Genomic DNA, 25,221 nt, shown 5'->3' with positions numbered 1-25,221 from the left:
TCACATCCGAACACCGCCATACCGGCAGAGGCCTCGAGGCGGGGTTCCTTCCCCGCAGCCGGCCAAACATAGGGCTTAGAGGTAGTCACGTACCAGCAGTTCAGCGATCTGCACGCTGTTGGTTGCCGCGCCCTTACGAACGTTATCGGCCACGATCCACATATTGATACCACTCGGGTGAGAAATATCCTGGCGCACCCGGCCAACCAGCACTTCATCTTTGCCTGTAGCGTCGCGCACCGGGGTCGGATAGTCGGCGTCGTCATCAAACAGGGTCACGCCCGGCGCATTGCGCAGCAGCTCCTTGACCTGATCCGCGTCCAGCGGCTGATGCAGCTCGACGTGCACCGCCTCGGCATGACCGTAGAACACCGGCACCCGCACGCAGGTAGGATTCACGGCGATGCTGGCATCCCCCAGGATCTTCTGGGTTTCCCACACCATCTTCATCTCTTCGCGGGTGTAACCGTTGTCGGTGAAGCTGTCGATCTGCGGAATGAGGTTGAAGGCGATCTGTTGCGGATAGATAGTCGGCTCCACCGGACGGCCGTTGAGCAGGTGGGCGGTCTGACCGGCCAGCTCGCTCACCCCTTCCTTGCCAGAGCCCGAGACGGACTGGTAGGTCGCCACGTTGATGCGGGCGATGCCCACCTCATCGTGCAGGGGTTTGAGCGCCACCAGCATCTGTATGGTGGAGCAGTTCGGGTTGGCGATGATGTTGCGATTGCGAAAATCCGCCAGCGCATCCGGGTTTACTTCCGGAATGACTAAGGGGATGTCTTCGTCGTAACGGAAGCAGGAGGTGTTGTCGATGACGATGCAGCCGTGTTCGGCGGCGATCGGTGCCCACTTGGCAGACACCTCGGCACCGGCGGAGAAGAGCGCGATCTGCACCTGGCTCCAGTCAAACTCTTCCACATCCTGGATCTCGACGTTCTTGCCACCAAAGCGCACCGTATCACCGGCGCTGCGGCTGGAGGCCAGCGGGTAGAGAGTGGCGACCGGGAAGGCACGCTCCTCCAGGATCTCGATCATGGCTTGACCCACGGCGCCGCTCGCGCCCAATACCGCTACGTTGAATTGCTGACTCACTGCTGTTCTCTCCTGTGATAGTGCCTGTCACGCCTGCCGCTGACGCCTTGGCATCACGCTGGCAGGCGCACTGGCCTGATAATGGGCGCGGCAGGGTAGCGCGCCGAAAACGGGTGGGGCCTGGCGGATATCCAGGCCCCTGATGACGTTGATATCCGGACTAACGGAAGCCGCAGATAAAGCCGAGCCGGGCCAGGGTGTCGCTGGCGAAGGGGCCGCTCACCTGCAAAGAGGATAGCTCCCGCCGCTCCGGGTAGTGTTTGCGCTGCTCATCGAAGCTGCCGGCCTGGTGGATGCGGTTGCGAAAACGGGCATCGTCCCGCCGCACGTCATAAATAAGGTGGACCAGCTGCTTGATCAACGCCTGATCGGTGGCCTGACCCGGCGTCAGCCCGCGCACCTCGGGGGCTGGCAGCAGGGATTGCAGATCCTGGCGCGGGGCGCGCCCCAGCTGCTGGCAGAGCGCCTGATACAACATCCAGGTGCCGCGGGCCTTGCCCTCCAGGCTGTAACCGGCGATGTGCGGGGTCGCCAGCTCGGTATAAGGCACCAGCGCGACGAGCGGATCGGGTTCCCCTTCCCACACGTCCATCACCAGCCGCAACGGTGCATCGCTCCGCTGGCGGGTGAGCAGGGCCTGGTTGTCCCACACCTCGCCGCGCGACGCATTGATGAGAAACTGCCCCGCTGGCCTTGCCGCTATCTCGCGCTCCCCCAACAGGTGGAAGGTGGCATCCTCCCCGCGACGGGTGATGGGTACATGGAAGCTGACGATGTCGGCGCCAAGCGCCGTCTGGTAATCGACAAAGCCCTGAGCCCCTTCTAGCTTGGCGCGGGGCGGATCGCAGCGCAGCACCTTCATGCCAAGCGCCTCGGCCTTGCCCGCCACGCATTCGCCGGTGTTGCCGGCGCCGATGACGGCGAGGCTCATCTCGCTCAAAACCAGCTCATGGCGCTCCGCCAACACCAGCAGGGCGGAGAGCACATAGTCCCCCACCGAATATTTGTTGCAACCGGGGGCGCTGAAGAAGGGGATGCCCCGGGTGGCCAGCAGCGCCTTGTCGATGTGATCCGTGCCTATGGTGGCGGTGCCGACGAACGCGAGCCGCGGGCAGCTGGCGAGCAGGTTGGCGTCCACCCGAGTCACCGAGCGCACCAGCAGCACGTCGGCGTCCTGCAGATCCGCCGCCGAGATCTGCCGCCCGGGCAGGGGAACCACCTCGCCGAACTCGGCAAACAGCTCGCAGGCGTGGGGCATATTTTCATCAACGACGATTTTCATCAGTTTCTCTTATGAACTTGCGGGTCACAACCGGCCACAGGGCCGCCATTCTAGCGCAAAGCGCCCCAAGTTTCAGATGCTTATTGCGGGGTCGCCAAGGCGGCCCGGATCCGCCGTGGCGCTAATTTGTAACAGCCTGTTGTTAACCGGCCCCATCCCTTGACCACCGAAGGTGAGCTGGCACAATGGCGCCTCTTTTTTCACTGCCGCCAATGCGCGCCCCGATACGAGCTCTAAGATGCCGACTCCCCCCTCTTCGCTGCCGCGCCGCCAGGTGCTGAGATTCAGCGCCGCCCTGATTCTGCCACTGTTGTTATTGGTCTGCCTGCCCTGGCAGCCGTTCATGAGCAGCGCCCTGCAATCGGGTTGGCTGTGGGGGCCCTACGCCCTCACCCGCATGGTGGATGTGCCCGGCATCGCCCTGACCATAGCGGCCCTGTTGCTGCTGACCCGACACAAGCTGACGCTGACCCCTGCCGCGCTGCTGGCGCTGGCGGGGGCCTTGTTCGCGACACTGGCGAGTGACTGGGCCATCAAGAGCCTCATCAAGCAGCTGACCGAAGAGCCGCGCCCCTATCTGCTCTGGCTGGAGGGGCAAAACCTCATCCCCGCCATCCGCCAGTTCTACGCGGGCAGCGTTGCGCTGCGCGGTGAGCAGGTGCATGCGGCCAGCCAGTTGCTGGCGCTGCCCCAATGGCTCGGCAACCACTGGCAGGCGGAGGTGAACTACGCCTTCCCCTCCGGTCACAGCATCGCCGCCATGAGCCTGGCCCAGTTCTTCGGTCTGATCTGGCTGGCGCGCGCCCCCAAAGGTGCCTGGCTGCTGCCGCTCTGGGCGGTCGCCATCGCCCTGTCACGCACCCTGATCGGCATGCACTGGCCGTTGGACGTGCTGGCAAGCGCCCTGCTCGGCAGCCTGACCGCCCTGCTAGCTGCCCGCTGGTGGCTGCATCGTTACTGAGCAGCGCCAAAGAGCGCACCAATAAAAACGGGCACCCTGAGGTGCCCGTTTTACTATCTGACATGCGGGGGATCAGCTCTTGCTCTGCCAGCCTTGGGGGTACTTGTAGCCCACGAAGCGTTTGGCGGCATAGGCCTTGAACGCGGGAGAGTTATAGGCGTCGATCACATCCTTGGCGAAAGGCTTGGCCGCGTCATCGCTTTTGACCACCACCCAGTTGATGAAGTCGTAGCTGCGCTCGAGGAAGAGCCCCTCGCTAAACGGGATGCCGCTGGAGGCGGCGAAGTTGCCGTTGATGACGGAGAAGTCCACGTCTTCGCGCGAGCGGGGCAGTTGCGCCGCTTCCAACAGCACCAGCTTGATATTGTGCGGGTTGTTCACCACGTCAAACTCGCTCGCCTTGAGCGGATTGATGCCCTCTTTCAGGGTCAGCCAACCCAAGTCCTGCAGCATCAGCAGGGCCCGCGCCTGGTTGGTCGGGTCGTTCGGGATGGCGACCGTGCTCCCCTCTTTGAGTGCCTTCAGCTCGGCTAGCTTGCCGGAGTAGAGCCCCATGGGGCCGGTCGGCACCTGAGTGATGGGGGCCAGGGACAGACCCCTGTCTTTGGCGAAACTCTCAAGGTACGGCTTGTGCTGGAAGCAGTTCACATCGAGCGAGCCATCGGCCAGGGCGATGTTGGGAGTCACGTAGTCGGTGAATTCCACCAGTTTGACCTTGTAACCCTTGGCCTCCAGTTGCGGCTTGATGGACTCGGTCACCATGTCGGCAAAGTCCCCGACCGTGGTGCCGATGACGATCTCCTGCTTGGCCGGATCGGCGGCAAGGGTGGCGAAAGAGACGCTGCTGGCGAGCAGAGCAAGGGCGGAGAGTTTGAAGAAGGAACGGCGCTGCATGGGGACTCCCTGTCAAAATGATCATCGAAACGGTGGCCGGGTTGCGGTTTTTGCCACGCGGGCAGATTCATCACAACCATCTAGCCATCCAAATGGCTAATTAACGCCACCATAGCAGAGCATTCCCCCTTCGCCAAGCAACAAAACCGGGCAAGCTTATGTATTGAAAATAAAAAGCCCTGACATAGAGAGAGTCGATTGAGGTACATTAATATGCCAGATAATCGATATACCCATGAAAATCCAACCTCCTTAGGTAAAAACCACTTGAAGATGAGATGACATGTCCATTTTGACTATCCTGACAATCCCTGATCCTCGGCTAAATCTGCCTGCTATACCGGTTACCGATATCACCGCAGTGCAATCCCTCATCAGTGACATGCTGGAAACCCTGTATGCCACCAGCAACGGTATTGGGCTTGCTGCAACTCAAGTGGGTAGGCAGGAGGCTGTCATCGTGATCGATATCTCGGAAGACCGTAATGAACCTCTGGTATTGATCAATCCTGAGGTTATCACCGGTGACCGGAACGCCATGGGAGAAGAGGGGTGCCTGTCGGTACCCGGCTATTACGCCGAGGTTGAGCGGTTTACCACTGTCACCATCAAGGCCCAGGATCGCCATGGCCAACCACTGCTGCTAGAGCAAGATGGCTTCCTGGCTATAGTGCTTCAGCACGAAATAGATCATCTCAAGGGCAACCTCTTTATCAATTACCTATCACCATTGAAACGCCAAATGGCATTGAAGAAGGTCAAAAAGAATGAGGCTAGCAACCGCTGAATCAAGCCGTATGTGAGCCCGATGTTTACCAGTCAAGTTTTATCAAAGTGACCGCCATGCTGACCATCGGTCTGCTGGGCGTCAAGATGCCCAGGCAATATGGCGCCTCATCCGATCGCCAATGCCGCGTGGCTGGCACGGAACGCAGAAACCTTGGATGAACGACGAGCTGAACAAGAAAATGTCGACTCGCGCTACCAACCAAAAGCCCCGTCGTTATCAACGACAGGGCCTTGGGAATGCACGGACTATTGCATCCCTATCGCCGAATTACTTGACCGCCTTGCTGGCGTTCTCCATCGCCTGCTTCTCGGCGGCGCCGAGAAGGGCGGTCTGGCGATTTTGCTCCGCCATGTAGCAGGCATCCTTGCCGATCCCCTGGGCCTGACAGTCGGCCATCCGTTGCGAGGCGCTGGAACAACCGGCCATCAGGCTGGCGACCGATAACAACAGGATTATTTTCCGCATGGTGATACCTATCTTGAATGAAATGCCATCTAACCAAGAAAATGCAGTCGCTCCAGCTACTGCAACTCATTATGGCGATATTCCACGCCAACAGGCCGCAGCCAGAAACCTTGCTGGACGGCTCGGATTCTAGCCTCGGCCTTGTTCGGCGTCAGCGCAGTATGTGTATCGATTTGTACGAGGCAACGGAGTGCATGGTGACAATGCCTCCCATCCGCTATTTACCAAGGAGACAATATGTTGCAGCGCAATCACACCGGCCTGCTGGTGATCGACATTCAGGGCAAGCTGGCACGACTGGTGAATGAGAGCGAACGGCTCATCGCCAACACGGCCCGGCTGGTGCAGGGGGCGCAGGCACTGGGACTGCCGGTAGTCTGGCTGGAGCAAAACCCGGCCAAGCTCGGCGCCACCGTGCCCGAGCTGCAACCGTTGCAGGCCGGCAACCTGGTGCTTCCTAAGTTCAGCTTCGGCGCCCTGGGGGAGCCGCTGGTGGCGGCAACCCTCGCACAGAGCGGCGTCAGCCACTGGCTGGTGTGCGGCATCGAGGCCCATATCTGTGTCTACCAGAGCGTGCTGGGGCTGCTGGATAGCGGCGCCAAGGTATCGCTGGTGACCGATGCGGTCTCATCCCGCGATCCAGCCAACCGGGCGCTCGCCATCGGCCAACTGGCGGCGCGAGGCGCGGCCCTCACCTCGGTGGAGATGTGCCTCTACGAGCTGCTGGGAAATTGCCGCGATCCGGCGTTTCGCGAGATCCTGGCCCTGGTGAGATAAGCGCCATGATGGATAACATGGCCCCCTTTATGTTTGGTCTGATCGCACTCCAAATTGCGCTTGCAGCCACCGCGATAGGCATGATCGTTACCCGCCGTTACCTGAGTTGGCTCGGGATCGGCACAGTTCTCTTTTATGCACTCTGGTGGCTGCTACTCGGCTATCCCCCACTCATTGCTAATGAGTGGTCAGAGTACTCATGAGGGCACCCCTTCCCCCAACACCTTCCTCACCCAGTCATCACTCTCCCGACCGTGTGACACTCAGCTTATACGGCCAGCTGGCGGCATACGGCGCGGCCCTCACCTCGGTGGAGATGTGCCTCTACGAGCTGCTGGGTGATTGCCGCGATCCGGCGTTTCGCGAGATCTTGGCTCTGGTGCGATAGCGGGCCGGGAAAGACTTATTAATCTTCGAATAAAAAGTTTGATGGCCCCCACAGATCCTGATGATGCTGCTTTTATGCACAGCACCTCTCCATCTATCTTCATTCGGCGCCCATTTTTTAGGCGCCAAATGGCAGCGACGATGACACCTGCCTGATCGCTTCTCGCCGTGCGTGGGAGCGGATCCGGTATCGGGGTGCGCCCTGCCGCGTCAACCCAACACACAGCACAGGGATCAGCATGATTACAGTGAAAGGACTCCTCCTGCTCGCCGCCATGGGGCTGGCCGCCGAGGCACAGGCCGCCCGCATTGAAGCAACAGACTATCGCCTCAATTACGAGGGGCGCATCGTGCGCGACTGGGCCAAGCAGGACGTGCGGCTCAACTGGCCGGCGACCCGGCTCACATTTCGCTTCGAGGGGCGGGAGCTCGCCATCGCCATGGACGGCCAGCAGAGCCAGTTCGATCTGCTGATCGATGGCCAATTGCAGGGCGTCATCAAGACCGGCCAGGGCATGCATACCTACCCCCTGCTGCAGTGGCCGACGCCTCGCTCGGTGAAGGTCGAACTGGTCAAACGCACCGAGACCTATGACGCCATGCTGACCCTGGACGCCCTGGTCACCGAGGGGGTGGTGAGCGGTATCTGGCAGCAAAAGCCCCATCTGCTGTTTGTCGGTGACTCCATCAGCGCCGGCATGGGCAGCGAGTCGAACAAACGCGAATGCAGCTGGGAGGAGAACCTCAACAGCTCCAACGCCAGGCTCGCCTTCCCGGCCAAGACGGCGGCTCTGCTCGGGGCCACCCATAGCCAGGTCTCCTACTCGGGGCTCGGGCTCTTGCGCAACTGGGGCGGCAACCAGCCCCATCATGCCCTGCCCCATTACCTGGACAAGGCGGGCGCCGTCTATCAGGGCGGCACGGATTTCGAGAGCCAGCACCCGGCGCTCATCGTCGTCGAAGTCGGCACCAATGACTTCAGCTCCGAGCTGCAGCCCCAGGAGCCCTGGCCGGATCAGGAGGCCTTCCAGCAGGCCTGGATCGATGGCTATGTCGAGCTGCTGCGGGATCTGCGCCAGCGCTACGACAGCCCCCCCATCATACTGATGGGTCAGTATCTCTGGCCTCACGATCGGCTAAACCAGACCCTGGCCCGGTTGCAGCAAGAGCTCGCCCTGTTGGGAGAGCCTCCCGTGCTGATCGAGCAGATGCGCTCCGACAACTCAGGCTGCCTCTGGCACCCCACCGCCGCCGAACACGACGGCATAGCAGCCAGCCTGGCCGGGCTTATCCGCCAGCAAGGGCTCTTGCCTGAATAGGGTCAAGGCCCGACATCCGGCTAGCAACTCATAAAAAACGGCGCCCTATGGCGCCGTTTTTTATGACTAGTAGCGGGTCAATACCCGCTCGGAATGGGTCAGCCCTCCCTCAGCGACTCCTGTACATAGTCATAACCGCCCCGATCGTTGGGCACGAAGCTCAGACGGTGGGTGAGACCGGGGGGCGCATCCTCGGCGTGGTGGGAGACAAACAGCAGCTGCGTGCCCTCGCCGATGAGGCGCGTCACCATGGCGCGCACCAGATGGCGGTTGAGGGGATCCAGCCCCTGCAGCGGCTCGTCCAGGATGAGCAGGGGCGGATGCTTGACCAGGGCGCGGGCGATGAGCACCAGCCGTTGCTGGCCGAAGGAGAGGCTGTGAAACGGCAGCGACCCCTGATTGCCGAACCCGAGCAGGGTCAGCCACTGGTTGGCGAGCGCCAGCTGGCGATCCCCTGGGCGGCTGTAAAGGCCGATGGAGTCGTAAAAGCCCGACAGGATCACCGTCTGTACCGAGCCGCTGACGCGATAGTCCAGGTGCAGGGCCGGGCTCACCAGCCCGATGTGGCGCTTGATCTCCCAGATGCTCTCGCCGCTGCCCCGGCGCCTTCCAAACAGATGCAGATCGTTGCTGTACCCCTGCGGATGATCCCCGGTGATAAGGGAAAGCAGGGTCGACTTGCCGGCGCCATTGGGGCCGACCAGCTGCCAGTGCTGGCCCGGTGCTATTGTCCAGTCGAGCCCATCAATCACCACCTGCTCCCCATAGGCGACCCTCAGCTTGCGCATCTCTACTCTGGGGCCGACAGGCAAGGGGGTCGGCGCCGTCAGCGGGGGCGGCAAGCAAGGATTGACGGCTTCGGCGCGCGCCAGCTGGGCCACCTCCTGGCTCCCGAGCACCTCAGCTCGCTCCCCTGCCAGCAGCAGATTAAGATCCCCGAGCAGGCCGAGGTGGCTCGCAAACGAAGGGATCTCGTCGAAGCGATTGACGATCACCACCAGCCGCTGCCCCTCCCCAACCAGCTGAGCCAGCAGCGCCATCAGCTCGTGGCGCGAGCCCTGATCCAGCCCGTCGAACGGCTCGTCCAGCACCAGCAGTTCGGGTCTGGTCAGCAGGGCGCGGGCCAGCAACAATTTGCGCCCCTCACCGCTGGAGAGATACCGGTAGGGCCTATCCCAGAGCGCGGCTATGCCGAAACGTGCCAGCAGGGCCCGGGCCTGCTCTTCGTCCCCGCCCTGCTCCAGCATCAGGCTGGAGACCTGATAGCCCGCCTCCTCCTCTTCCCCCAGCATGTCGGTGTTGCGCCGCTGATAATCCTGCTCGCTGAGCCGTTGCTGTGACTCGAACGACAGGCGCACCGCAGCCACTTGCCCCTGGGTCTGCCCCGAGAGCAGGGCGAGCTCGCCGCACAAGGCGCTGGCCAGCGCGGTCTTGCCGCTGCCGTTGCTGCCGACAAAGGCCCAGCACTGCCCCGGGCAGAGGGTCAGTTCGGGAATCAAGAGGGTACGATCGGCGTGAAGGGCCAGCCTGGCCGAGTGCCACTGCAATAGGGTCATGAGTCCATCCTGTTAACCTGTCTGTCGATACCTTAACAGGGATCGCGCAAGGCAACAGCCAGGGAGAGCCGCGCAAACAGACTGCCAGGGCCGACAGCCCCTCGGAGGGCGTTAAAAACAGGAGAATCTATAGACAAAAAGATCATTAAGAATGGATGCGAATAGCTCTCAATAAAACATGATCTCCGTCCCGTTTATACCCCCATATGGGCTTATTTGAGATTTGTATGAACCCCTTCACAACTCTGACTTGAGAGTCTTTTGAATCGTTATTTCTCCTGTATAGATGCCATCGCACCTCGGACGGTGCGCCCTTAAGATGGAGTTTATCAATGAGAAAAACATCACTAGCGTTGGCAATCACGGCCCTGCTCTCGGCCCTGCCTGTCGCTTCGGTTCAGGCGACAGAGAGTTGTACCCCCCTCACCGGCAGAGAAGCCAACCTGGATACCGGCCGCACCAGCGCAGAGCGCTGCCTGCCCGGCATCAACCCTCTGCAGGATCAGCAGTGGCACCTGCTCAACAGCGGTCAGAACTCCTTCAGCGCCCGTGGCGGCGTGGCGGGCAATGACCTCAACCTCTGGTGGGCCCACCGCACCTCTGTGCTCGGTCAGGGTATCAACGTGGCCGTGGTAGACGATGGCTTGGCCATCGCCCACCCGGATCTGGTGGACAACGTTCGCCCCGGCTCCAAGAACGTGGTAACCGGCAGCAATGATCCGACCCCAACCGATCCGGACAGCGCCCACGGCACTTCCGTCTCCGGCATCATAGCCGCGGTGGACAACGCCATCGGCACCCGGGGTGTGGCGCCCCGCGCCCAGTTGCAAGGCTTCAACCTGCTCGACGACAACAGCCAGCAGTTGCAGCAAGATTGGCTCTACGCCCTCGGCAACAGCCAGGCGAGTCGCGACAACCGCGTCTTCAACCAGAGCTACGGCATGAGCCTGGTCGACCCGCAGGGGGCCAACGGGCTGGATCAGGTGCAACTCGATCGCCTGTTCGAGCAGATGACCCAAAAGGATCAAGGGGCGGCCTATATCAAGGCGGCGGGCAACGGCTTTAGCCGCATTGCCGCCGGCAACTATGTGCTCAACCGCACCGGCGGAGAGCTCAGATTGCCATTTGAAAACAGCAACATAGATCCCTCCAACAGCAACTTCTGGAACCTGGTGGTCAGTGCCAGCAACGCGGACGGCGTGCGCTCCTCCTACTCGAGCGTCGGCAGCAACGTGTTCCTGACGGCCCCGGGCGGCGAATACGGTACCGCCTCCCCGGCCATGGTGACCACCGATTTGCCCGGCTGTGACATGGGCTACAACCGGGTAGACGATCCCAGCACCAACCGGCTGCACGGCAACCCGGCGCTGGATGCCAGCTGCGACTACAACGGCACCATGAACGGCACCTCCTCGGCCACCCCGAACACCGCCGGCGCCATGGCGCTGCTGATGTCGGCCTATCCGGATCTGTCGGTGCGGGATCTGCGGGATCTGCTGGCGCGCAACGCCACCCGCATCGATGCCAATCAGGCGGCGGTGCAGCTGAGCTACCGGGCCGCCAACGGTCAGCAGCGCCAGGTGACCGGGCTGGAAGGGTGGGAGCGCAACGCCGCCGGAGTCTGGTTCAACCCCACCTATGGCTTTGGCCTCATCGATGTGAACAAGGCCCTGGCTAGCGCCGCCACTCACAATCCCCTGCCGCCGCTGGTACAGTTGCCGTGGCAGAAGGTGACGGTGCAGGATCGCGCCGCGGGCGCCATCCCGGATCTGGGCAGCAGCCCGACCACCTCCAGCACCCAGGTCACTCAGCCGCTGACAGTGGAAGCGGTACAGGTGCTGGTCACCTTGGATCACCAGCGTCTGCCTGACTTGCTGATCGAGCTGGTCTCCCCGTCCGGCACCCGCAGCGTGTTGCTCAACCCCAACAACAGTCTGGTGGGGCAATCCCTCGACCGGCAGCAGCTGGGATACGTGCGCACCAAGGGGCTGCGCGACATGCGCATGCTCTCCCACAAGTTCTACGGGGAATCCGCCGAGGGTGAGTGGCAACTGGCGGTGACCGACGTCGCCAGCGGCACCCGTCAGGTCTCCTTGCTCAATCGCGGCACCAATGTGCGCAGCACCCTGACCGAGCGCAACAACAGCCAGCCGGGTCAACTGCTCAACTGGTCACTCAAGGTGATCGGCCATGACGCAGCCCCCCTCTAACGTGCACAGGAGTCACAACATGAAACACAGCGTACTCAGCCTTGCCCTGGCAAGCCTGCTGGCCTCGGTCTCCGTTTCGGCCACGGCCGACGAATCCGTGGTGGTCGATGGCAAACAGTACCGCACCATAGAGGTGAACGGTCAAACCTACCTCACGCCGGATAACGGCAGCAAGAAGCGGGTCGCCCGCAGCTTGGACGGCAAGGCGCCGCAACCCAGCCTGCGCAGCGGCGATGTTTTGTTGCAGGGGGTCGCAAGCCCTGAGCTCATCGTCAGCGGCACCCTGCTGGTCGAAGCCGAGGAGCCCGCGGCCAAGGCACTGGCCAACCGTCACGGTCTGCGCTTCAAACAGAGCAGCGGCGGCATCGCCCTGCTGGAGGCCAAGCCAGGCACCGATCTCAACGCCATCGCGGCCCAGCTCAAGCAGGAAGGGCTGAATGTGCAGGTAGAGCTGGCCGGCGCCCAGCAACAACCCAAGTAAGCGGCTCCCTGAATAGGGACATGCGAAATGATCAAGGGGGCCGATGGCCCCCTTGTTGTTCAATCAAATGTATAAACGCCCTGTCTTCCAGAGGGCGCAGCAAGCGACTCCGTGTTTCTTAGAGAACCTCTTGGCAATCTCCATCATCAATCAAACAGGCCATCCAGTGGATGGCCTTACAGTCAGAACTTTATTGTGTCGTCACTGCAGCAAAGGCATTGGATGAGGGCACAATCCATTTCACACCGATGAGCTGAGATTGCACAGCACTGCTATTGCTACCAGAGGACACGCTGCCCCAAGTGACTACGTGGCCATCTGCCTTGGTCGCGGCAAAGGCAAAATCGGTTGAGACTATATCAACCACATTGGTGAGCTGTGGCTGTACCGCCGTGCTGTTGCCTCCTGAACCAGCCTCTCCCCAAGTCACCACAGTGCCGTCAGACTTCAGCGCGGCAAAGGCCCATGCAGTACGGAATATCTTCTTCACATTGGTCAACTTGACTTGTACTGCACTGCTATCCCCACCGTAAAAGTTATCTCCCCAGGTAACAACAGTGCCATCGGCCTTTAGCGCAATGAAGGCATAACTATTGCCGAGTATCGCTTTTACACCGGTAAGTTGAGCTTGCACTGCGCCACTGTCGCCACCATAGGATGGGTCACCCCAGGTCACTACACTGCCGTCCAGCTTCAGTGCCGCGAATGAATAGTAATTACTAAAGACCTGCTTTACGCCGGTAAGCTGGGCCTGCACAGCGCTACTATCGCCACCGGAAGAGGCATATCCCCAGGTCACCACAGTGCCATCCCCCTTTAGTGCCGCGAAGGTGCTGTAGCTGGAGAATATCCGGGTAACATTGGTCAGCTGAGCTTGTACGGCACTGCTGTCCCCACCTGCGAATGCTGTACCCCAGGTCACCACTGAACCATCTGATTTCAGGGCAGCAAACGCTGCACCATCAGGGGCGCTGAAAATCGTCTGTATGTCCACAAGCTCGGCTTGTACGGCGCTGCTATCTCCCCCCGTAGTTGCACCGCCCCAGGTCACCACTGAACCATCAGATTTCAATGCTGCAAAGGAAGAGCCATTGCTAAAAAGTTGCTTTACGTTGGTCAGCGGCTGTACCGAGCTGCTATCCCCCCCATAGCTTGGGTTTCCCCAGGTCACTACAGTCTTATCTGCTCTTAACGCCGCAAAACCACCGTAATATGCATTGCTTATTTGCACGATATTGGTGAGCTGCGCCTGCGCCGCACTGCTGTCACCTGCTCTGTCCGGATCTCCCCAGGCCACTGCGCTGCCATCAGCTTTGAGGGCCGCAAAAGCGAATCTATTGTTGGTAATGAGTTTGACATCGCCTAGCGGCTGCACCGCACTGCTGTTTCCTCCGTGATCCACGCTCCCCCAAGTCACCACCTGCTTGATGAGGGGGGTTACTTCCAATGCGAAAACGCCACTTTTGCCATCCAAGTCTGCAATGATATCGACCTTACCGGCAACCAGGGCGGTAGCAGCCCCTGCACCATCGATACTGGCGACGGTGGGATCACTCGTTCGCCAGGCCACATAGTCGGTGATATCCGCATTGCTGCCATCGCCAAAGAAGCCTTGAACCGTAAACGGCTGAGTATCACCTATGGGTGATCTTGTACGAGAAGACATGACAGAAACAGACGTCAATGGCGCTCTTACGGTAACTTCCAGCGGGACATTGGTACTATATGAGCCTAGAGCCGCCATGATGGTGGCAAATCCCACCGTGGGTGTTTTTACAACCCCTTTCTGATCGATGCTGGCCACGGCGCCGTCGCTACTGCTCCAGAGGACCTGAGCCGTAATGTCTTGGTTGCTGCCATCGGTAAAGAGCCCCCTGGCTTTATATCTCTGAGTACCTAGTCGCATCACAGTCGCACTGGCCGGGGTCAGCTCGATGGCGGTCAAAGTGGCATTGGTGACTTCCAGGGTGGCACTGGCCGTGTGTTTGTCGAAGGTGGCGCCGATCTCGGTCGTGCCCAAGGTCAGGGCCTTGGCCAGCCCGGCAGCGTCGATGCTCGCAATGGCGGGATCCCGGCTCTGCCAGCTCACGCTGGCGGTGATATCGGCCACACTGCCATCACTGAAACGCCCCTCGACCGTCATCGCCTGCGTCAGCCCCTTGGCCAGCTGGACAGTGGCAGGAGCCACCGTCATGCCGGTCAGCACGGCATCTGTTACCGCCAGCGTCACGCTGACACTGCGACCGCCGAAACTGGCCGTGATATGGGCGCTCCCGACCCCCAGAGTCTGAGCCAAACCTGCATTATCAATGCTCGCCACAGCCGGATTGCTGCTCAGCCAGGTGCCATTGCGGGTGACATCCAGGCTGGTCCCATCGCTGTAGAACCCTTGCAACTGGAACGGCTGGCTCAGCCCCTTGGGCAAGCTGATGGCCGCCGGGGTCAAGGAGAGATCGGTCAGCATGGCATCCGAGATAGTCAGCGCCCGCTCCCCCTTGATCCCATCCAGACTCGCCTCGATCACCAGCTAACCAGGATGCTGAGCCGTCAGCAGGCCCGATGGGGAGATGGTGGCGAAGTCATTGGACAGACGCCATTGCACTCCCTTGCTCGTCACCTCAGACGAGCCATCGCTATAGGACAAGGTGGCCTCGTATTGCACCTTGAGGCCAAGGGGCAGCTGATCCTGAGTGACGCCTTTGGACAAGGCTGTCGTGGGGGCAACCTGAATGGAGACGACTTGTTTGGCCGAGGGCGAAGTGGGTGATGAGGCATTATCGCTATTACAGGCCGTCATGATTAACGCCACCAATAATAAACCGCCCCTGATTATTATATTTTTGATGTTCTTATAAATATGACAAGAAGACATAGGGTTATTCCTTTAATAAATCGTATATACACGCTCTCGCTGCCATCAATGAATCTGATACAGGGAGCCGACCGTCGTCATAAGGAGAGATAACCAAGGTCCATGGACATGGTTATTACATCCTCAGTCAATGACGGTGATATTCTGTGTGTCATCGGCAATGCTTATATATGATTGCCGCAATCCCTGGTTACCAAGCACGGGTTACCAAGCCCACGCATTGCACGTGAGGTTTTGTTTATCTACAGCATCAATGCCAATGAAGGTGTCTGGCCAGCTTGGCTCGCCAATGAAAACCCTGACTCTGTATTAATCCCTGGCTTTTCAGGAAAGTTTGATGGTGTTTATTCTCGACCCCCTCGACAATGACCCCTCGCTCTCCCCATGCGACCCGCGAGAAGGTAAGCAGGCTGATCTCTTTTCGACTAAAAAACTGCCAAAAACAGTGCTTGCTTATCTTCACCCCATCAAAATAGGCCAGTCGCTCGGTCGGGATCTTATAAATGCCTTCATCAGCATTGTTTATCCAGAACATGACTCCCAGCGCTCTCAGCCGAGATATGGCATACAGCGTCTGTATCGGGAGTTCATCAACCACCAGAGCCATATCGAATCCGACATGTATCTTGAACTGGAAAATAAATGGAACAATATTCTTCCATGAGATGCTTTTAAAGAGCAATTGAGGGTCTATATTGATGAATATGGTATTATATAGCTCAGCGTCATAACCATTCAGCTTCTGAAAGAACTCCAATTGCCGCATCAATAGATTCGCCATGGCCGCAAGATCTGCGTCATTGACGCAGATCCTGTTCAGCAAGGTTCTCTCTGAAGATAATGAAATAATCTCAAATGAATGAATATCGCCATCGGCCACATTCACAATAGGCTCCAGCGTATGTTTTATATACTCAAAACATGAGTCATCTGCTCTCACCATTATTTTCATACTCAATCGTCAATCCAGAACGATAGGGATAGAATATGTAACCATTTCTGGCTACTGTCACCAAGCAACGGCAATCCTGATCAAACCGCCGCAATAGTTTCCTGATGTTTGATAATGCAACTGACACCGTGTTTTCACAGACGATCCTGCCGTGCCAAACACTGTTGAGCATCTCATCCTTGGAAACGAGATAACCACTGTTATTCACCAAGTAACGCAGTACCCCGGCCTCTCTTGAACCCATTTTTATCACTTGAGGCTGTCGTGTTCCGGCAAAATAGCAAACGGTAAAGGTGCCGTTTATCAGATCAATAATGACATTGTTGTCTTTACTCACCAAAAACAATGCCGCCCCATTTTTCTTATTATTCACCAGATGCGACTCTGCTCTTATCGCATCATCAGATTCAGGCATGTCCTGTCCCCCATTTGTTTGTGTGAGATCTCCTTTATGGTGATTAATATATTAACAAAATCGATGTTTGGAATGCTGTATGTAAACTGAATGTGGTTATTCTCACAGAATGACCGCACCAATTACTGATAATAAAATAATTTTTATGATTTTTTTAAAACAAACCATTAAACAATAAGATAGCGTCGATGTACGCCAATAAAGATCCTAACGAATCAGATAAATAATCTAAAATAACACCACAATACCAGCACTAAATGCTGATAATTTTATGTTTGTTAAATAGGTCGGCTGTTTAGAGTTAAAGCTTAATTTTACTATTAATATATTCTTGACATAGCCCCATAGATATAAATAAAAGACTCGTTATCGGTTAAGAAACATGAGCCTACCGATGTCGTATCCACTCTCGAATCGGTTATTGGGAGTCACATGTTACTGTGGTTCGATAAACACTCTGAGCATATGGCAAGCATGAAAAAGGCGCCCGATTGGGCGCCTTTTTATGTCAATTCGTATCGAGACGGGTTCAGCCGGCCTTGTGTTGCTCGGCCAGATAGAGCCAGGTGTCGACCACGGTATCGGGGTTGAGGGACACCGAATCTATGCCCTGCTCGACCAGCCAGGCGGCGAAGTCCGGGTGATCGGACGGGCCCTGGCCGCAGATGCCCACATACTTGCCCGCCTTGCGGGCGGCCTGGATGGCCATGGACAGCAGCGCCTTGACCGCCTCGTTGCGCTCATCGAACAGATGGGCGATGAGGCCGGAATCCCGATCCAGTCCGAGGGTGAGCTGGGTCATGTCGTTGGAGCCGATGGAGAAGCCATCGAAGTGTTGCAGGAACTGATCCGCCAACAGGGCGTTGGAGGGCAGCTCGCACATCATGATGACTTTCAGGCCGCGCTCACCACGGCGCAGGCCGTTCTCCGCCAGGATCTCCACCACCTGCTCCGCTTCACCCACAGTGCGCACGAAGGGGATCATCACCTCGACGTTGGTCAGGCCCATGCCGTCGCGCACCCGCTTCATCGCCTCGCACTCCAGGGCGAAACAGGGACGGAAGCTGTCGGCGATGTAACGGGACGCACCGCGGAAACCGATCATCGGGTTCTCTTCGTGGGGCTCGTAACCACGGCCCCCCACCAGGTTCGCGTACTCGTTGGACTTGAAGTCCGACATCCGCACTATGACCCGCTCCGGCCAGAAGGCGGCGGCCAGGGTCGCGATGCCTTCGCTCAGCTTGGCCACATAGTATTCACGGGGGCTGTCGTAGCCCGCGATCATCTTGGTGATGGTGGCCTTGAGTTCAGGGCTCTGCTTGTCAAACTCCAGCAGCGCCTTGGGGTGCACCCCTATCATGCGGTTGATGATGAACTCGAGACGGGCCAGCCCGACGCCAGCGTTCGGCAACTGGGCGAAGTCGAAGGCCCGATCCGGGTTGCCGACGTTCATCATGATTTTGATGGGCAGGCGCGGCATGTTGCCCACCTCGGTCACCGCCACATCGAAATCGAGCTCGCCGTCGTAGATGAAACCGGTGTCCCCTTCGGCGCAGGAGACGGTGATGAGCTGGCCCGGCTGAATATGGTCGGTGGCATCACCACAACCCACCACGGCAGGAATGCCGAGCTCACGGGCGATGATGGCGGCGTGACAGGTACGGCCGCCGCGGTTGGTGACGATGGCGGAGGCCCGCTTCATGATGGGCTCCCAATCCGGATCCGTCATGTCGGTGACCAGCACGTCGCCGGGCTGCACCTCGTCCATCTGGCTGATGGAGGAGATGACCCGCGCCGGACCTGCGCCTATCTTGTGGCCGATGGCGCGCCCTTCGATCAGCACCTTGCCGGATTGTTTCAGAGCAAAACGCTCAAGCGTGTTCGCCTCCTGGCGGCTGCGCACGGTTTCGGGGCGGGCCTGGACGATATAGAGCTGACCGTCCTGACCATCCTTGGCCCACTCGATGTCCATCGGGCGGCCGTAGTGTTGCTCGATGATGAGCGCCTGCTTGGCCAGCGCCATCACCTCGTCATCGGTGATGCAGAAGCGGTTGCGCTCGGCCTCGCTGGTGTCGATGGTCTGCACCTGACGGCCGTGACTAGCATCGCCCGAGTAGGTCATTTTGATGAGCTTTGAGCCCAAGGTCTTGCGCACCACGGCGGGACGGCCGGCGTTGAGGGTCGGCTTGTGCACATAGAATTCGTCCGGGTTGACGGCGCCCTGCACCACCATCTCGCCAAGGCCCTGGCTGCCGGTGATGAAGACCACGTCGTTGAAACCAGATTCGGTATCCAGGGTGAACATGACGCCGGAGGCGGCGAGATCCGAGCGCACCATGCGCTGTATCCCGGCCGAGAGCGCCACACCCTTGTGATCGTACCCCTGATGCACCCGGTAGGAGATGGCGCGATCGTTGAACAAAGAGGCAAACACATGCTTGATGGCGGTCATGACGGCATCGATGCCGCGCACGTTGAGGAAGGTCTCCTGCTGACCGGCGAAGGAGGCATCCGGCATGTCTTCGGCGGTGGCGGAAGATCGCACCGCAAAGGACGCCTCAAGACCCGCGCTCAGCTTGTCATAGGCGGCGCGCACGGCCTGCTCCAATGCCGGCTGGAAGGGGGCTTCTACCACCCAGTCACGGATCTGCTGACCGGCCTTGTTGAGGGCGGCGATGTCGTCCACGTCCAGGCTGTCGAGCAGGTCGTGGATCTTGCCGTTGAGGCCGCTTAACTCCAGAAACTCGTTAAACGCAAAGGCGGTGGTCGCAAAACCGCCAGGCACGGATACACCGGCACCGGAGAGGTTGCTGATCATCTCGCCAAGGGATGCATTCTTGCCGCCGACGCGCTCTACGTCCTGCATACCGAGCTGTTCGTACCAGAGTACGTACTGTTGCATTTGCATGTCTCCAGGTTGGTGGGCCAGGGTGTCAACGCACCTGCTGTGCCAAATCATGTGTTTTTGTTGGTGTGTGCTTGCCAACGACCATGAAAACGTTTTCTACTTATTGTCAAAAAAATCCCCTGCAAGATTTGGGGATGGCCGTTTGACACAGGCATTCTACAATACCGACACAAAAAGGTAACGACTCAGGTTTGCAAGCAAGTTCACAACTTGGGCATGGCAGACCGGTTGACAAAACGGGTATGGTTTCGAGAGATACTGAATATTCCTCCCCTACCCTCGCCCACCACAGGAGTCCGCTGTGCACACCGTATTTTATGTATCCGATGGCACCGCCATCACCGCCGAGGTATTCGGTCACGCCGTCTTGAGCCAGTTCCCCCTGGTGTTTGAACAGGTCACCATCCCCTTCGTGGAGACCCAGGAGAAGGCCCGTCAGGTGCGGATGCGCATCGACGAACAATTTCGCCAGACCGGGGTGCGTCCCATCCTGTTTCACACCATCGTCGATCCCCAGGTGCGCGAAGAGGTGCTCAAGGCCCAGGCCAGCAGCCACGACTTTCTCAACACCTTCGTGAGCCCGCTGGAGCAGGAGCTCGGTATCAAGGCCGAGCCCAGACTGCATCGCACCCACGGCATGGAGAACCGCAAGCTCTATGACGATCGCATCGAGGCGGTGAACTTCGCCTTGAGCAACGACGACGGCATCACCACCAAGGAGTATGACGAGGCGGACATCATCCTCATCGGGGTGTCGCGCTGTGGCAAGACGCCGACCAGCCTCTATCTGGCGCTGCAATTTGGCATTCGCGCCGCCAACTATCCCTTTATCGAGCAGGACATGGGCTCGCTCGAGCTGCCTGCGGCCCTCAAGGCCAATCGCCACAAGCTGTTCGGCCTCACCATAGCGCCCCAGCGACTGCACGAGATCCGCAACCAGCGCCGCGCCAACAGCCGTTATTCGTCCCTTGAGCAGTGTGAGCAGGAGTTGATGAGCGTGGAGCGGCTGTTTCGTCAGGAGGCGATCCGCTTCCTCGATACCAGCTCCCACTCGGTGGAGGAGATCAGCGCCAAGATCCTTGAGGCAACCGGATTGCGCCGCCAGCTGTGCTGATAGCAACACGATTATCAGTATGAAGTGCCACCAAAATGGGTCGTGGCAATATAAATGAACATCAAAATGGGGCAACAATGACGCCGACGGGGCTCGTCGGCGTCATGTCGTTTATGGCAGGGGGCGAGAATCCGGCTTGTTGAGCTCTCTATTGTTCATCAGCCAGCCATGCAGGGTCAGCAGACCGGGCCCCTTGCGTACCCGCTCACTCAGCCAGCAGGCGGGCAGCAGGCCAATGCCGGCGGCCAGCATCAGTACCATGCTGATGTTAGCCACCAGATAATCCGCCCCCTGCCAGCCCCAGACGATGAGGCAGGCCGCCGCCATGGTCAGCAACATGGGGGAGAGCCAGATCCCGAGCCAGAGCGCGGCAAGCAACAGGCCAGCGGTAATACGTTCGACCATAATGAGTCCTTTCATGAAAAAGAACGACAATAGGACACAAGTGTAAAGCAAGGTCAATCACCAAAAAACCAACAGCCTATAAAACCAGCAATCACTTCCAAAACCCCTTCCAAGATCATAAAAAACCTGCTTCGACCGCAAAAAACCAACCAATGATGAGGAAAACAGGTGCGTCAACGGCTGATTATCACTATTCTGCTCGGGTTGGTAGCCGCTATAAAAAACGATATGCGGCACACCGTAACGAAATTAATACGGATTTCGTCACGTTTTCGGCACAGCGTGCCGCGCCGGGGCACAGGACGTGCAAGGGTGGACGGGGCGACAGACCAGTGACTTCAGCGACGTAAGGACGGAAGAATGGATCTTCAACAAAACGGCGGTGAGCTGAAACGCGGCCTTAAAAACCGCCACATTCAGCTTATCGCATTGGGCGGTGCCATCGGTACCGGCCTGTTCCTCGGCATTGCCCAAACCATCAAGATGGCAGGTCCCTCGGTGCTGCTCGGCTATGCCATCGGCGGCTTCATCGCCTTCCTCATCATGCGCCAGCTCGGCGAGATGGTGGTGGAAGAGCCGGTAGCCGGCTCTTTCAGTCACTTTGCCTACAAGTACTGGGGTGACTTCGCCGGTTTCGCCTCCGGCTGGAACTACTGGGTACTCTACGTGCTGGTGAGCATGGCCGAGCTGACCGCGGTCGGCATCTATGTGCAGTACTGGTGGCCCGAGATCCCGACCTGGATGTCGGCGGCCTTCTTCTTCGTGCTGATCAACGCCATCAACCTCAGCAACGTCAAGGCGTTCGGCGAGATGGAGTTCTGGTTTGCCATCATCAAGGTGGTGGCCATCGTCGGCATGATTGGCTTTGGCGGCTACCTGCTGTTCTCTGGCGGCGCTGGCCCCGAGGCGAGCGTGACCAACCTGTGGGATCAGGGCGGCTTCTTCCCCAACGGCATCAACGGACTGGTGATGGCCATGGCGGTGATCATGTTCTCCTTCGGCGGGCTGGAGCTGGTCGGTATCACGGCGGCGGAAGCCGACGATCCCGAGAAGAGCATTCCCAAGGCCACCAACCAGGTGATCTACCGCATCCTCATCTTCTATATCGGCGCCCTGGCCGTGCTGATGTCCCTCTACCCCTGGGGTAAGGTGGTGGAAGGCGGCAGCCCCTTCGTGATGATCTTCCACGCGCTGGACAGCAACCTGGTGGCCACCGTGCTCAACATCGTCGTGCTGACCGCCGCGCTGTCGGTCTACAACAGCTGTGTCTACTGCAACAGCCGCATGCTGTTTGGTCTGGCCAAACAGGGTAACGGCCCGCGCAGCCTGCTCAAGACCAACAAGAGCGGGGTGCCACTGGTCGCCCTCTCGGTCTCCGCCGCCGCGACCCTGTTGTGCGTGCTGATCAACTACCTGATGCCAGGCAAGGCCTTTGGTCTGCTGATGGCGCTGGTGGTCTCCGCTCTGGTCATCAACTGGGCCATGATCAGCCTCGCCCACCTCAAATTCCGCAAGGCCAAGCAGGTCGAAGGGGTGGAGCCCAAGTTCAAGGCGTTCTGGTACCCGTTCGGTAACTACCTCTGCCTCGCTTTCATGGCCGCCATCCTGGTCATCATGTACCTGACCCCGGGCATGGCGATCTCGGTGATGCTGATCCCGGTCTGGCTGATTGTTCTGGCCATCGGCTATCAGTTCAAGCTCAAGCGTCGGAGCCCTGTCGCGACCAACCTCGGCTAAGCCTCCCCGCTCTTGTTACGCAAATGCCGGTCACTGACCGGCATTTTTTATATGGACACACCGTTGATTCGGACGGTTATGCTCATCGTTTGTATCCCCTTCCCCTTGCTCGACTAGGGTGCCAACCCGTTCGCATTCATTAGCGATACTGTCTGCGCCACCAGGCGAGACAAGCCAGCCCCAGCAGCACCAGCGGGGAGCCGGAGCCCGCACCGAAGCCCTCGTCCTTGCTCTTGACCACTGGCTCACTCGTGCCATGGTCACTGCTCTGGACAGGGGCGTTTTGGGCAGGCTCAGTCTGGGCGGGTGCAGGACCGGTTCGTGCGACAGTGATAGTGGTTTGAGCGGCGTTGACCGCGGTGGCGTTGCCACCACGCAGGCCCAGGAGCAGCGTCTTGTTTCCACTGAAGTCCAGGTTTTTGCTGGTGAGCCTCAAGGTCTTGACCCAGCGGCCGTCGGCCGTGACCTCGTAGTCGGGGTTGCTCGGGTCAAAGATCAGGGTCTGGGTAACATCATCGAAGTAATTATCGCTGGCCTTGGCGGTGACCCCCTGGGTGTAGAGCTCCACCGCGACGGGTTGCGCATACTGGCCTGCCCCTTTCACCGTGACGCTGAGCGTGAGGAAGGGCGCCTCCCGAGAGAGAGTGCCGCCACTGACCTGCAGGCTGGCAACACGGCTGCCATTGGCCGGCGCCGTCATCACCGCCGCTCCCGACGCCTTGAATGCGGAGCGACTACGGTTGATGCCACGATAGACCCAGTTACCCAGGGTGGAGTCCGCGTTATTGTAGAAGCGTTGCAGGAACAACTTCTCATCCAGGTATTGAGTGCTGCCGAACAGGTTTTCGTTCGGGACTTGTGGACTGGTACACATCAAACGCCCTGACCAGTCGCCGCCAGCATGGCAGAGGGCATTTTCCGTTTTGTTGTACAGATCGACGCCACCGAAGAAATGAAAGAACTCGTGCGCCAGGCTGCTGGGGGCGTAGTAGCCGCCGGTGGTTGCAGCATTGGTGAGCTTGACCTCGGCATCCATCTGGCCTCTCGCGAGGCCAATGGCATAGCCGCGCAGAAAACCATCGTGCAGGGTGACCCAGAAATCCGCGCCAGAGCTGCGTCCGGCAAGCCGAATGAGCTCGGCATCCTCGGGGGAGATACAGTCGCTGTTGTACCCCTGCTCGGCAGGGACATCATGATCCCTGGCGGCAATCTGGCCGTCCTGATACAGGACCATCGCTGTATGGGCCAAGCCGTCCTGGCACTCTGTATCCGAGGTTTTGTCACTGAGCACGAGGATCTGGCGCAGGTTGAAGTGGATATCCTCCGGCTTGCCATTCTTGGTGATCCCCGTGTACTTCGACAGATAAAATTCGTCCACCTTGCCGAGATTGGCACGCAGGCCGGCAAACAACGCCTCGCGGCCCTGGCTGTCGGCCATGGCCTGCGGCACCATGAAGTTCACGTCTATGATGGTGGTTGCCATCGCGGCGGGGGTGGCGAGCATCAGGCTCAGAGCAATCAGGTTTCCTTTCATGTGCTACATCCATGTCAATGATTGTTGAGTAACAATCGAAACTGTTCGTGGAAATCACGCCAGGTCACTGTCGGCAAGCGTCGGCTGATGATGCTGGATGCACCTCGCTCCTGCGACCCTTCACATACGGGACGGGTGCATTGCTTCCTCGAAGCACTGCTGAGCCAACAGGGCGGCCCCCACAATGCCGGCATTGCCGTCCAGCGCCGCCAGGGCGAAGCGGGTCTTGCCCCTGAGATAGGGATAGAGCTTCTCATCTGTCCGCCGTTGCAGCTCATCCCAGAACAGGGCCTGGGAGTTCATCACCCCGCCCCCCATGACGATGATGTCCGGGTTGAGGGTATGGATGACGTTGGCGACCCCTGTGCTCAGGCTGGCGACGAAACGGGCTCGTGGCTCGGCCTGAGTCAGCAGCGCAGCCGCATCCACCAATCCCCACGCCCTCGCCTGTTGCCCCAGCGCCGTACCGCTCGCCAGGCTCTCCAGCGCGCCCTTGTTCAGCTCGCCGCCGCAAGGCCCCTCATCGGAGATGATCATGTTGGCAATTTCGCCGGCACAGTTGTGCGCCCCGCTGATCAGCTGCTGCTTGTAGATGAAACCACCGCCGACACCGGTGCTCACCGTGATGTAGAAGACGCTGGTATGGCCTCTGCCCGCCCCGAGCAGGGCTTCCCCCAGGGCGGCACCATTCGCGTCGTTCTCCAGCCGTACCGGCAAGTCGAACTCGGCCTCCAGCATCGACCTGAGGGGGATCTCATCCCAGTCCGGCAGAGTGGGCTGCGCATGTATCACCCCATTGACCGCATCCAGCGGCCCAGGTGCTATGACCCCAATGGCGGCGACCCGATACGCCAGTGTCAGGCGCCGGCAGGCACGCTGCATATCGGCCACGATGCTCCTGTAACCACGGGCACTGTCGGTCAGCATCTTGATCTGCTCCAGGATGACGCCCTGCCCCGTGATGGCGGCCACCCGCAGCTGAGTTCCCCCCAGATCGATGCCAATGAAAATATCTGATCCCTGCATCTTTGATCCTCTCGACAGTCAAACGAGAAAGAGGAGGCAGCCAT

General features: G+C 59.2%; 21 protein-coding genes and 1 pseudogene. 9 read left to right on the top strand and 13 right to left on the bottom strand.

All coding sequences use genetic code 11. The annotated features are described in order from the left end of the window. Positions 1-75: 75 nt before the first annotated feature. Positions 76-1,092 (bottom strand): aspartate-semialdehyde dehydrogenase, encoded by a 1,017-nt coding sequence (locus BN1137_RS00915; RefSeq protein WP_050716798.1) that lies wholly within the window; start codon positions 1,090-1,092, stop codon positions 76-78. 160 nt (positions 1,093-1,252) lie between these two features. Next, complete coding sequence (locus BN1137_RS00910) at positions 1,253-2,374, bottom strand: 4-phosphoerythronate dehydrogenase (protein ID WP_050716797.1); 1,122 nt, start codon at positions 2,372-2,374, stop codon at positions 1,253-1,255. A 238-nt stretch (positions 2,375-2,612) separates the two neighbouring features. On the opposite strand from BN1137_RS00910, the gene BN1137_RS00905 reads away from it, so the two are divergent. Beyond that, positions 2,613-3,335 carry a phosphatase PAP2 family protein gene (locus BN1137_RS00905; RefSeq protein WP_050716796.1) on the top strand — a complete coding sequence of 241 codons (723 nt, stop codon included), beginning with the start codon at positions 2,613-2,615 and terminating at the stop codon, positions 3,333-3,335. 72 nt (positions 3,336-3,407) lie between these two features. Here the strand turns inward: BN1137_RS00905 and BN1137_RS00900 are convergent, their stop codons facing one another. Continuing rightward, complete coding sequence (locus BN1137_RS00900; RefSeq protein WP_050716795.1) at positions 3,408-4,229, bottom strand: MetQ/NlpA family ABC transporter substrate-binding protein; 822 nt, start codon at positions 4,227-4,229, stop codon at positions 3,408-3,410. 283 nt (positions 4,230-4,512) lie between these two features. On the opposite strand from BN1137_RS00900, the gene def reads away from it, so the two are divergent. Continuing rightward, complete coding sequence (gene def / locus BN1137_RS00895) at positions 4,513-5,016, top strand: peptide deformylase (protein WP_050716794.1); 504 nt, start codon at positions 4,513-4,515, stop codon at positions 5,014-5,016. Between the two features lie 270 nt (positions 5,017-5,286). Here the strand turns inward: def and BN1137_RS00890 are convergent, their stop codons facing one another. Continuing rightward, positions 5,287-5,484, bottom strand: coding sequence for a hypothetical protein (locus BN1137_RS00890; protein WP_050716793.1), 198 nt, complete (start codon positions 5,482-5,484; stop codon positions 5,287-5,289). A 237-nt stretch (positions 5,485-5,721) separates the two neighbouring features. Here BN1137_RS00890 and BN1137_RS00885 point away from each other — a divergent pair, with 237 nt between their 5' ends. The 3 genes and pseudogenes from BN1137_RS00885 to BN1137_RS00875 all read left to right on the top strand — a co-directional run bounded on the left by BN1137_RS00885 (position 5,722) and on the right by BN1137_RS00875 (position 7,967). Then, positions 5,722-6,261, top strand: a complete 540-nt coding sequence (locus tag BN1137_RS00885; RefSeq protein WP_050716792.1) for an isochorismatase family protein — start codon at positions 5,722-5,724, stop codon at positions 6,259-6,261. Positions 6,262-6,538: 277 nt separating this feature from the next. Beyond that, positions 6,539-6,649 (top strand): annotated as a pseudogene (locus tag BN1137_RS22980) (hydrolase); the annotation flags it as partial. Between the two features lie 247 nt (positions 6,650-6,896). Then, on the top strand, positions 6,897-7,967 hold the full coding sequence (locus tag BN1137_RS00875; protein WP_198150571.1) for an SGNH/GDSL hydrolase family protein: 1,071 nt from the start codon (positions 6,897-6,899) through the stop codon (positions 7,965-7,967). Between the two features lie 98 nt (positions 7,968-8,065). Here the strand turns inward: BN1137_RS00875 and modF are convergent, their stop codons facing one another. Next, positions 8,066-9,523 carry a molybdate ABC transporter ATP-binding protein ModF gene (gene modF, locus BN1137_RS00870; RefSeq protein WP_050716790.1) on the bottom strand — a complete coding sequence of 486 codons (1,458 nt, stop codon included), beginning with the start codon at positions 9,521-9,523 and terminating at the stop codon, positions 8,066-8,068. A 332-nt stretch (positions 9,524-9,855) separates the two neighbouring features. Between modF and asp the strand changes: the two genes are divergently transcribed. Both asp and BN1137_RS00860 read left to right on the top strand, forming a co-directional pair. Then, the gene (gene asp, locus BN1137_RS00865) at positions 9,856-11,733 is read left to right on the top strand and encodes a serine protease Asp (protein WP_050716789.1); all 1,878 of its coding nucleotides are present in this window, start codon (positions 9,856-9,858) and stop codon (positions 11,731-11,733) included. Positions 11,734-11,752: 19 nt separating this feature from the next. Further along, complete coding sequence (locus BN1137_RS00860) at positions 11,753-12,214, top strand: serine protease chaperone (RefSeq protein WP_050716788.1); 462 nt, start codon at positions 11,753-11,755, stop codon at positions 12,212-12,214. A 190-nt stretch (positions 12,215-12,404) separates the two neighbouring features. Here BN1137_RS00860 and BN1137_RS00855 read toward each other — a convergent pair whose 3' ends face one another. The 5 genes from BN1137_RS00855 to ppsA all read right to left on the bottom strand — a co-directional run bounded on the left by BN1137_RS00855 (position 12,405) and on the right by ppsA (position 19,355). Then, positions 12,405-14,738, bottom strand: coding sequence for an Ig-like domain-containing protein (locus BN1137_RS00855; protein WP_050716787.1), 2,334 nt, complete (start codon positions 14,736-14,738; stop codon positions 12,405-12,407). Positions 14,739-14,741: 3 nt separating this feature from the next. Next, positions 14,742-15,086: a hypothetical protein gene (locus BN1137_RS00850; protein ID WP_050716786.1), complete on the bottom strand. Its 345-nt coding sequence runs from the start codon at positions 15,084-15,086 to the stop codon at positions 14,742-14,744. 250 nt (positions 15,087-15,336) lie between these two features. Next, positions 15,337-15,972, bottom strand: coding sequence for an EAL domain-containing protein (locus BN1137_RS00845; protein WP_198150570.1), 636 nt, complete (start codon positions 15,970-15,972; stop codon positions 15,337-15,339). A 40-nt stretch (positions 15,973-16,012) separates the two neighbouring features. Then, positions 16,013-16,453, bottom strand: a complete 441-nt coding sequence (locus tag BN1137_RS22665; RefSeq protein ID WP_050716784.1) for a winged helix-turn-helix domain-containing protein — start codon at positions 16,451-16,453, stop codon at positions 16,013-16,015. A gap of 529 nt (positions 16,454-16,982) precedes the next feature. Continuing rightward, the gene (gene ppsA / locus BN1137_RS00835; RefSeq protein WP_050716783.1) at positions 16,983-19,355 is read right to left on the bottom strand and encodes a phosphoenolpyruvate synthase; all 2,373 of its coding nucleotides are present in this window, start codon (positions 19,353-19,355) and stop codon (positions 16,983-16,985) included. A 307-nt stretch (positions 19,356-19,662) separates the two neighbouring features. Here ppsA and ppsR point away from each other — a divergent pair, with 307 nt between their 5' ends. Next, entirely contained in the window at positions 19,663-20,475 is an 813-nt protein-coding gene (gene ppsR / locus BN1137_RS00830) for a posphoenolpyruvate synthetase regulatory kinase/phosphorylase PpsR (RefSeq protein WP_050716782.1), read from the top strand. A 111-nt stretch (positions 20,476-20,586) separates the two neighbouring features. Here the strand turns inward: ppsR and BN1137_RS00825 are convergent, their stop codons facing one another. Beyond that, positions 20,587-20,880 carry a hypothetical protein gene (locus BN1137_RS00825; RefSeq protein WP_050716781.1) on the bottom strand — a complete coding sequence of 98 codons (294 nt, stop codon included), beginning with the start codon at positions 20,878-20,880 and terminating at the stop codon, positions 20,587-20,589. Positions 20,881-21,240: 360 nt separating this feature from the next. On the opposite strand from BN1137_RS00825, the gene BN1137_RS00820 reads away from it, so the two are divergent. After that, on the top strand, positions 21,241-22,617 hold the full coding sequence (locus BN1137_RS00820; protein WP_050716780.1) for an amino acid permease: 1,377 nt from the start codon (positions 21,241-21,243) through the stop codon (positions 22,615-22,617). A 139-nt stretch (positions 22,618-22,756) separates the two neighbouring features. On the opposite strand, the gene BN1137_RS00815 is transcribed toward BN1137_RS00820, so the two are convergent. Together BN1137_RS00815 and BN1137_RS00810 are read right to left on the bottom strand one after the other, a co-directional pair. Beyond that, a complete protein-coding gene (locus BN1137_RS00815; protein ID WP_050716779.1) occupies positions 22,757-24,151 on the bottom strand; it encodes an SVAGG family GlyGly-CTERM protein in 1,395 nt (464 codons plus the stop codon). Between the two features lie 120 nt (positions 24,152-24,271). After that, positions 24,272-25,177, bottom strand: a complete 906-nt coding sequence (locus BN1137_RS00810; RefSeq protein WP_050716778.1) for an ROK family protein — start codon at positions 25,175-25,177, stop codon at positions 24,272-24,274. Between the last annotated feature and the right edge of the window lie 44 nt (positions 25,178-25,221).

The organism is Aeromonas tecta, assembly GCF_000820185.1.
GTDB classification, from domain to species: Bacteria; Pseudomonadota; Gammaproteobacteria; order Enterobacterales; family Aeromonadaceae; genus Aeromonas; species Aeromonas tecta.
The sequence above is the reverse complement of the archived record's forward strand: the minus strand, read 5'-3'. Positions and strand labels throughout refer to the sequence as shown.

Coding starts and splice junctions, on each gene's coding strand:
- BN1137_RS00910 (WP_050716797.1), bottom strand. CDS start 2,374: ATGAAAATCGTCGTTGATGAAAATATGCCCCACGCCTGCGAGCTGTTT.
- BN1137_RS00905 (WP_050716796.1), top strand. CDS start 2,613: ATGCCGACTCCCCCCTCTTCGCTGCCGCGCCGCCAGGTGCTGAGATTC.
- BN1137_RS00900 (WP_050716795.1), bottom strand. CDS start 4,229: ATGCAGCGCCGTTCCTTCTTCAAACTCTCCGCCCTTGCTCTGCTCGCC.
- def (WP_050716794.1), top strand. CDS start 4,513: ATGTCCATTTTGACTATCCTGACAATCCCTGATCCTCGGCTAAATCTG.
- BN1137_RS00890 (WP_050716793.1), bottom strand. CDS start 5,484: ATGCGGAAAATAATCCTGTTGTTATCGGTCGCCAGCCTGATGGCCGGT.
- BN1137_RS00885 (WP_050716792.1), top strand. CDS start 5,722: ATGTTGCAGCGCAATCACACCGGCCTGCTGGTGATCGACATTCAGGGC.
- modF (WP_050716790.1), bottom strand. CDS start 9,523: ATGACCCTATTGCAGTGGCACTCGGCCAGGCTGGCCCTTCACGCCGAT.
- asp (WP_050716789.1), top strand. CDS start 9,856: ATGAGAAAAACATCACTAGCGTTGGCAATCACGGCCCTGCTCTCGGCC.
- BN1137_RS00860 (WP_050716788.1), top strand. CDS start 11,753: ATGAAACACAGCGTACTCAGCCTTGCCCTGGCAAGCCTGCTGGCCTCG.
- BN1137_RS00850 (WP_050716786.1), bottom strand. CDS start 15,086: ATGTCTTCTTGTCATATTTATAAGAACATCAAAAATATAATAATCAGG.
- BN1137_RS22665 (WP_050716784.1), bottom strand. CDS start 16,453: ATGCCTGAATCTGATGATGCGATAAGAGCAGAGTCGCATCTGGTGAAT.
- ppsA (WP_050716783.1), bottom strand. CDS start 19,355: ATGCAACAGTACGTACTCTGGTACGAACAGCTCGGTATGCAGGACGTA.
- BN1137_RS00825 (WP_050716781.1), bottom strand. CDS start 20,880: ATGGTCGAACGTATTACCGCTGGCCTGTTGCTTGCCGCGCTCTGGCTC.
- BN1137_RS00820 (WP_050716780.1), top strand. CDS start 21,241: ATGGATCTTCAACAAAACGGCGGTGAGCTGAAACGCGGCCTTAAAAAC.
- BN1137_RS00815 (WP_050716779.1), bottom strand. CDS start 24,151: ATGAAAGGAAACCTGATTGCTCTGAGCCTGATGCTCGCCACCCCCGCC.
- BN1137_RS00810 (WP_050716778.1), bottom strand. CDS start 25,177: ATGCAGGGATCAGATATTTTCATTGGCATCGATCTGGGGGGAACTCAG.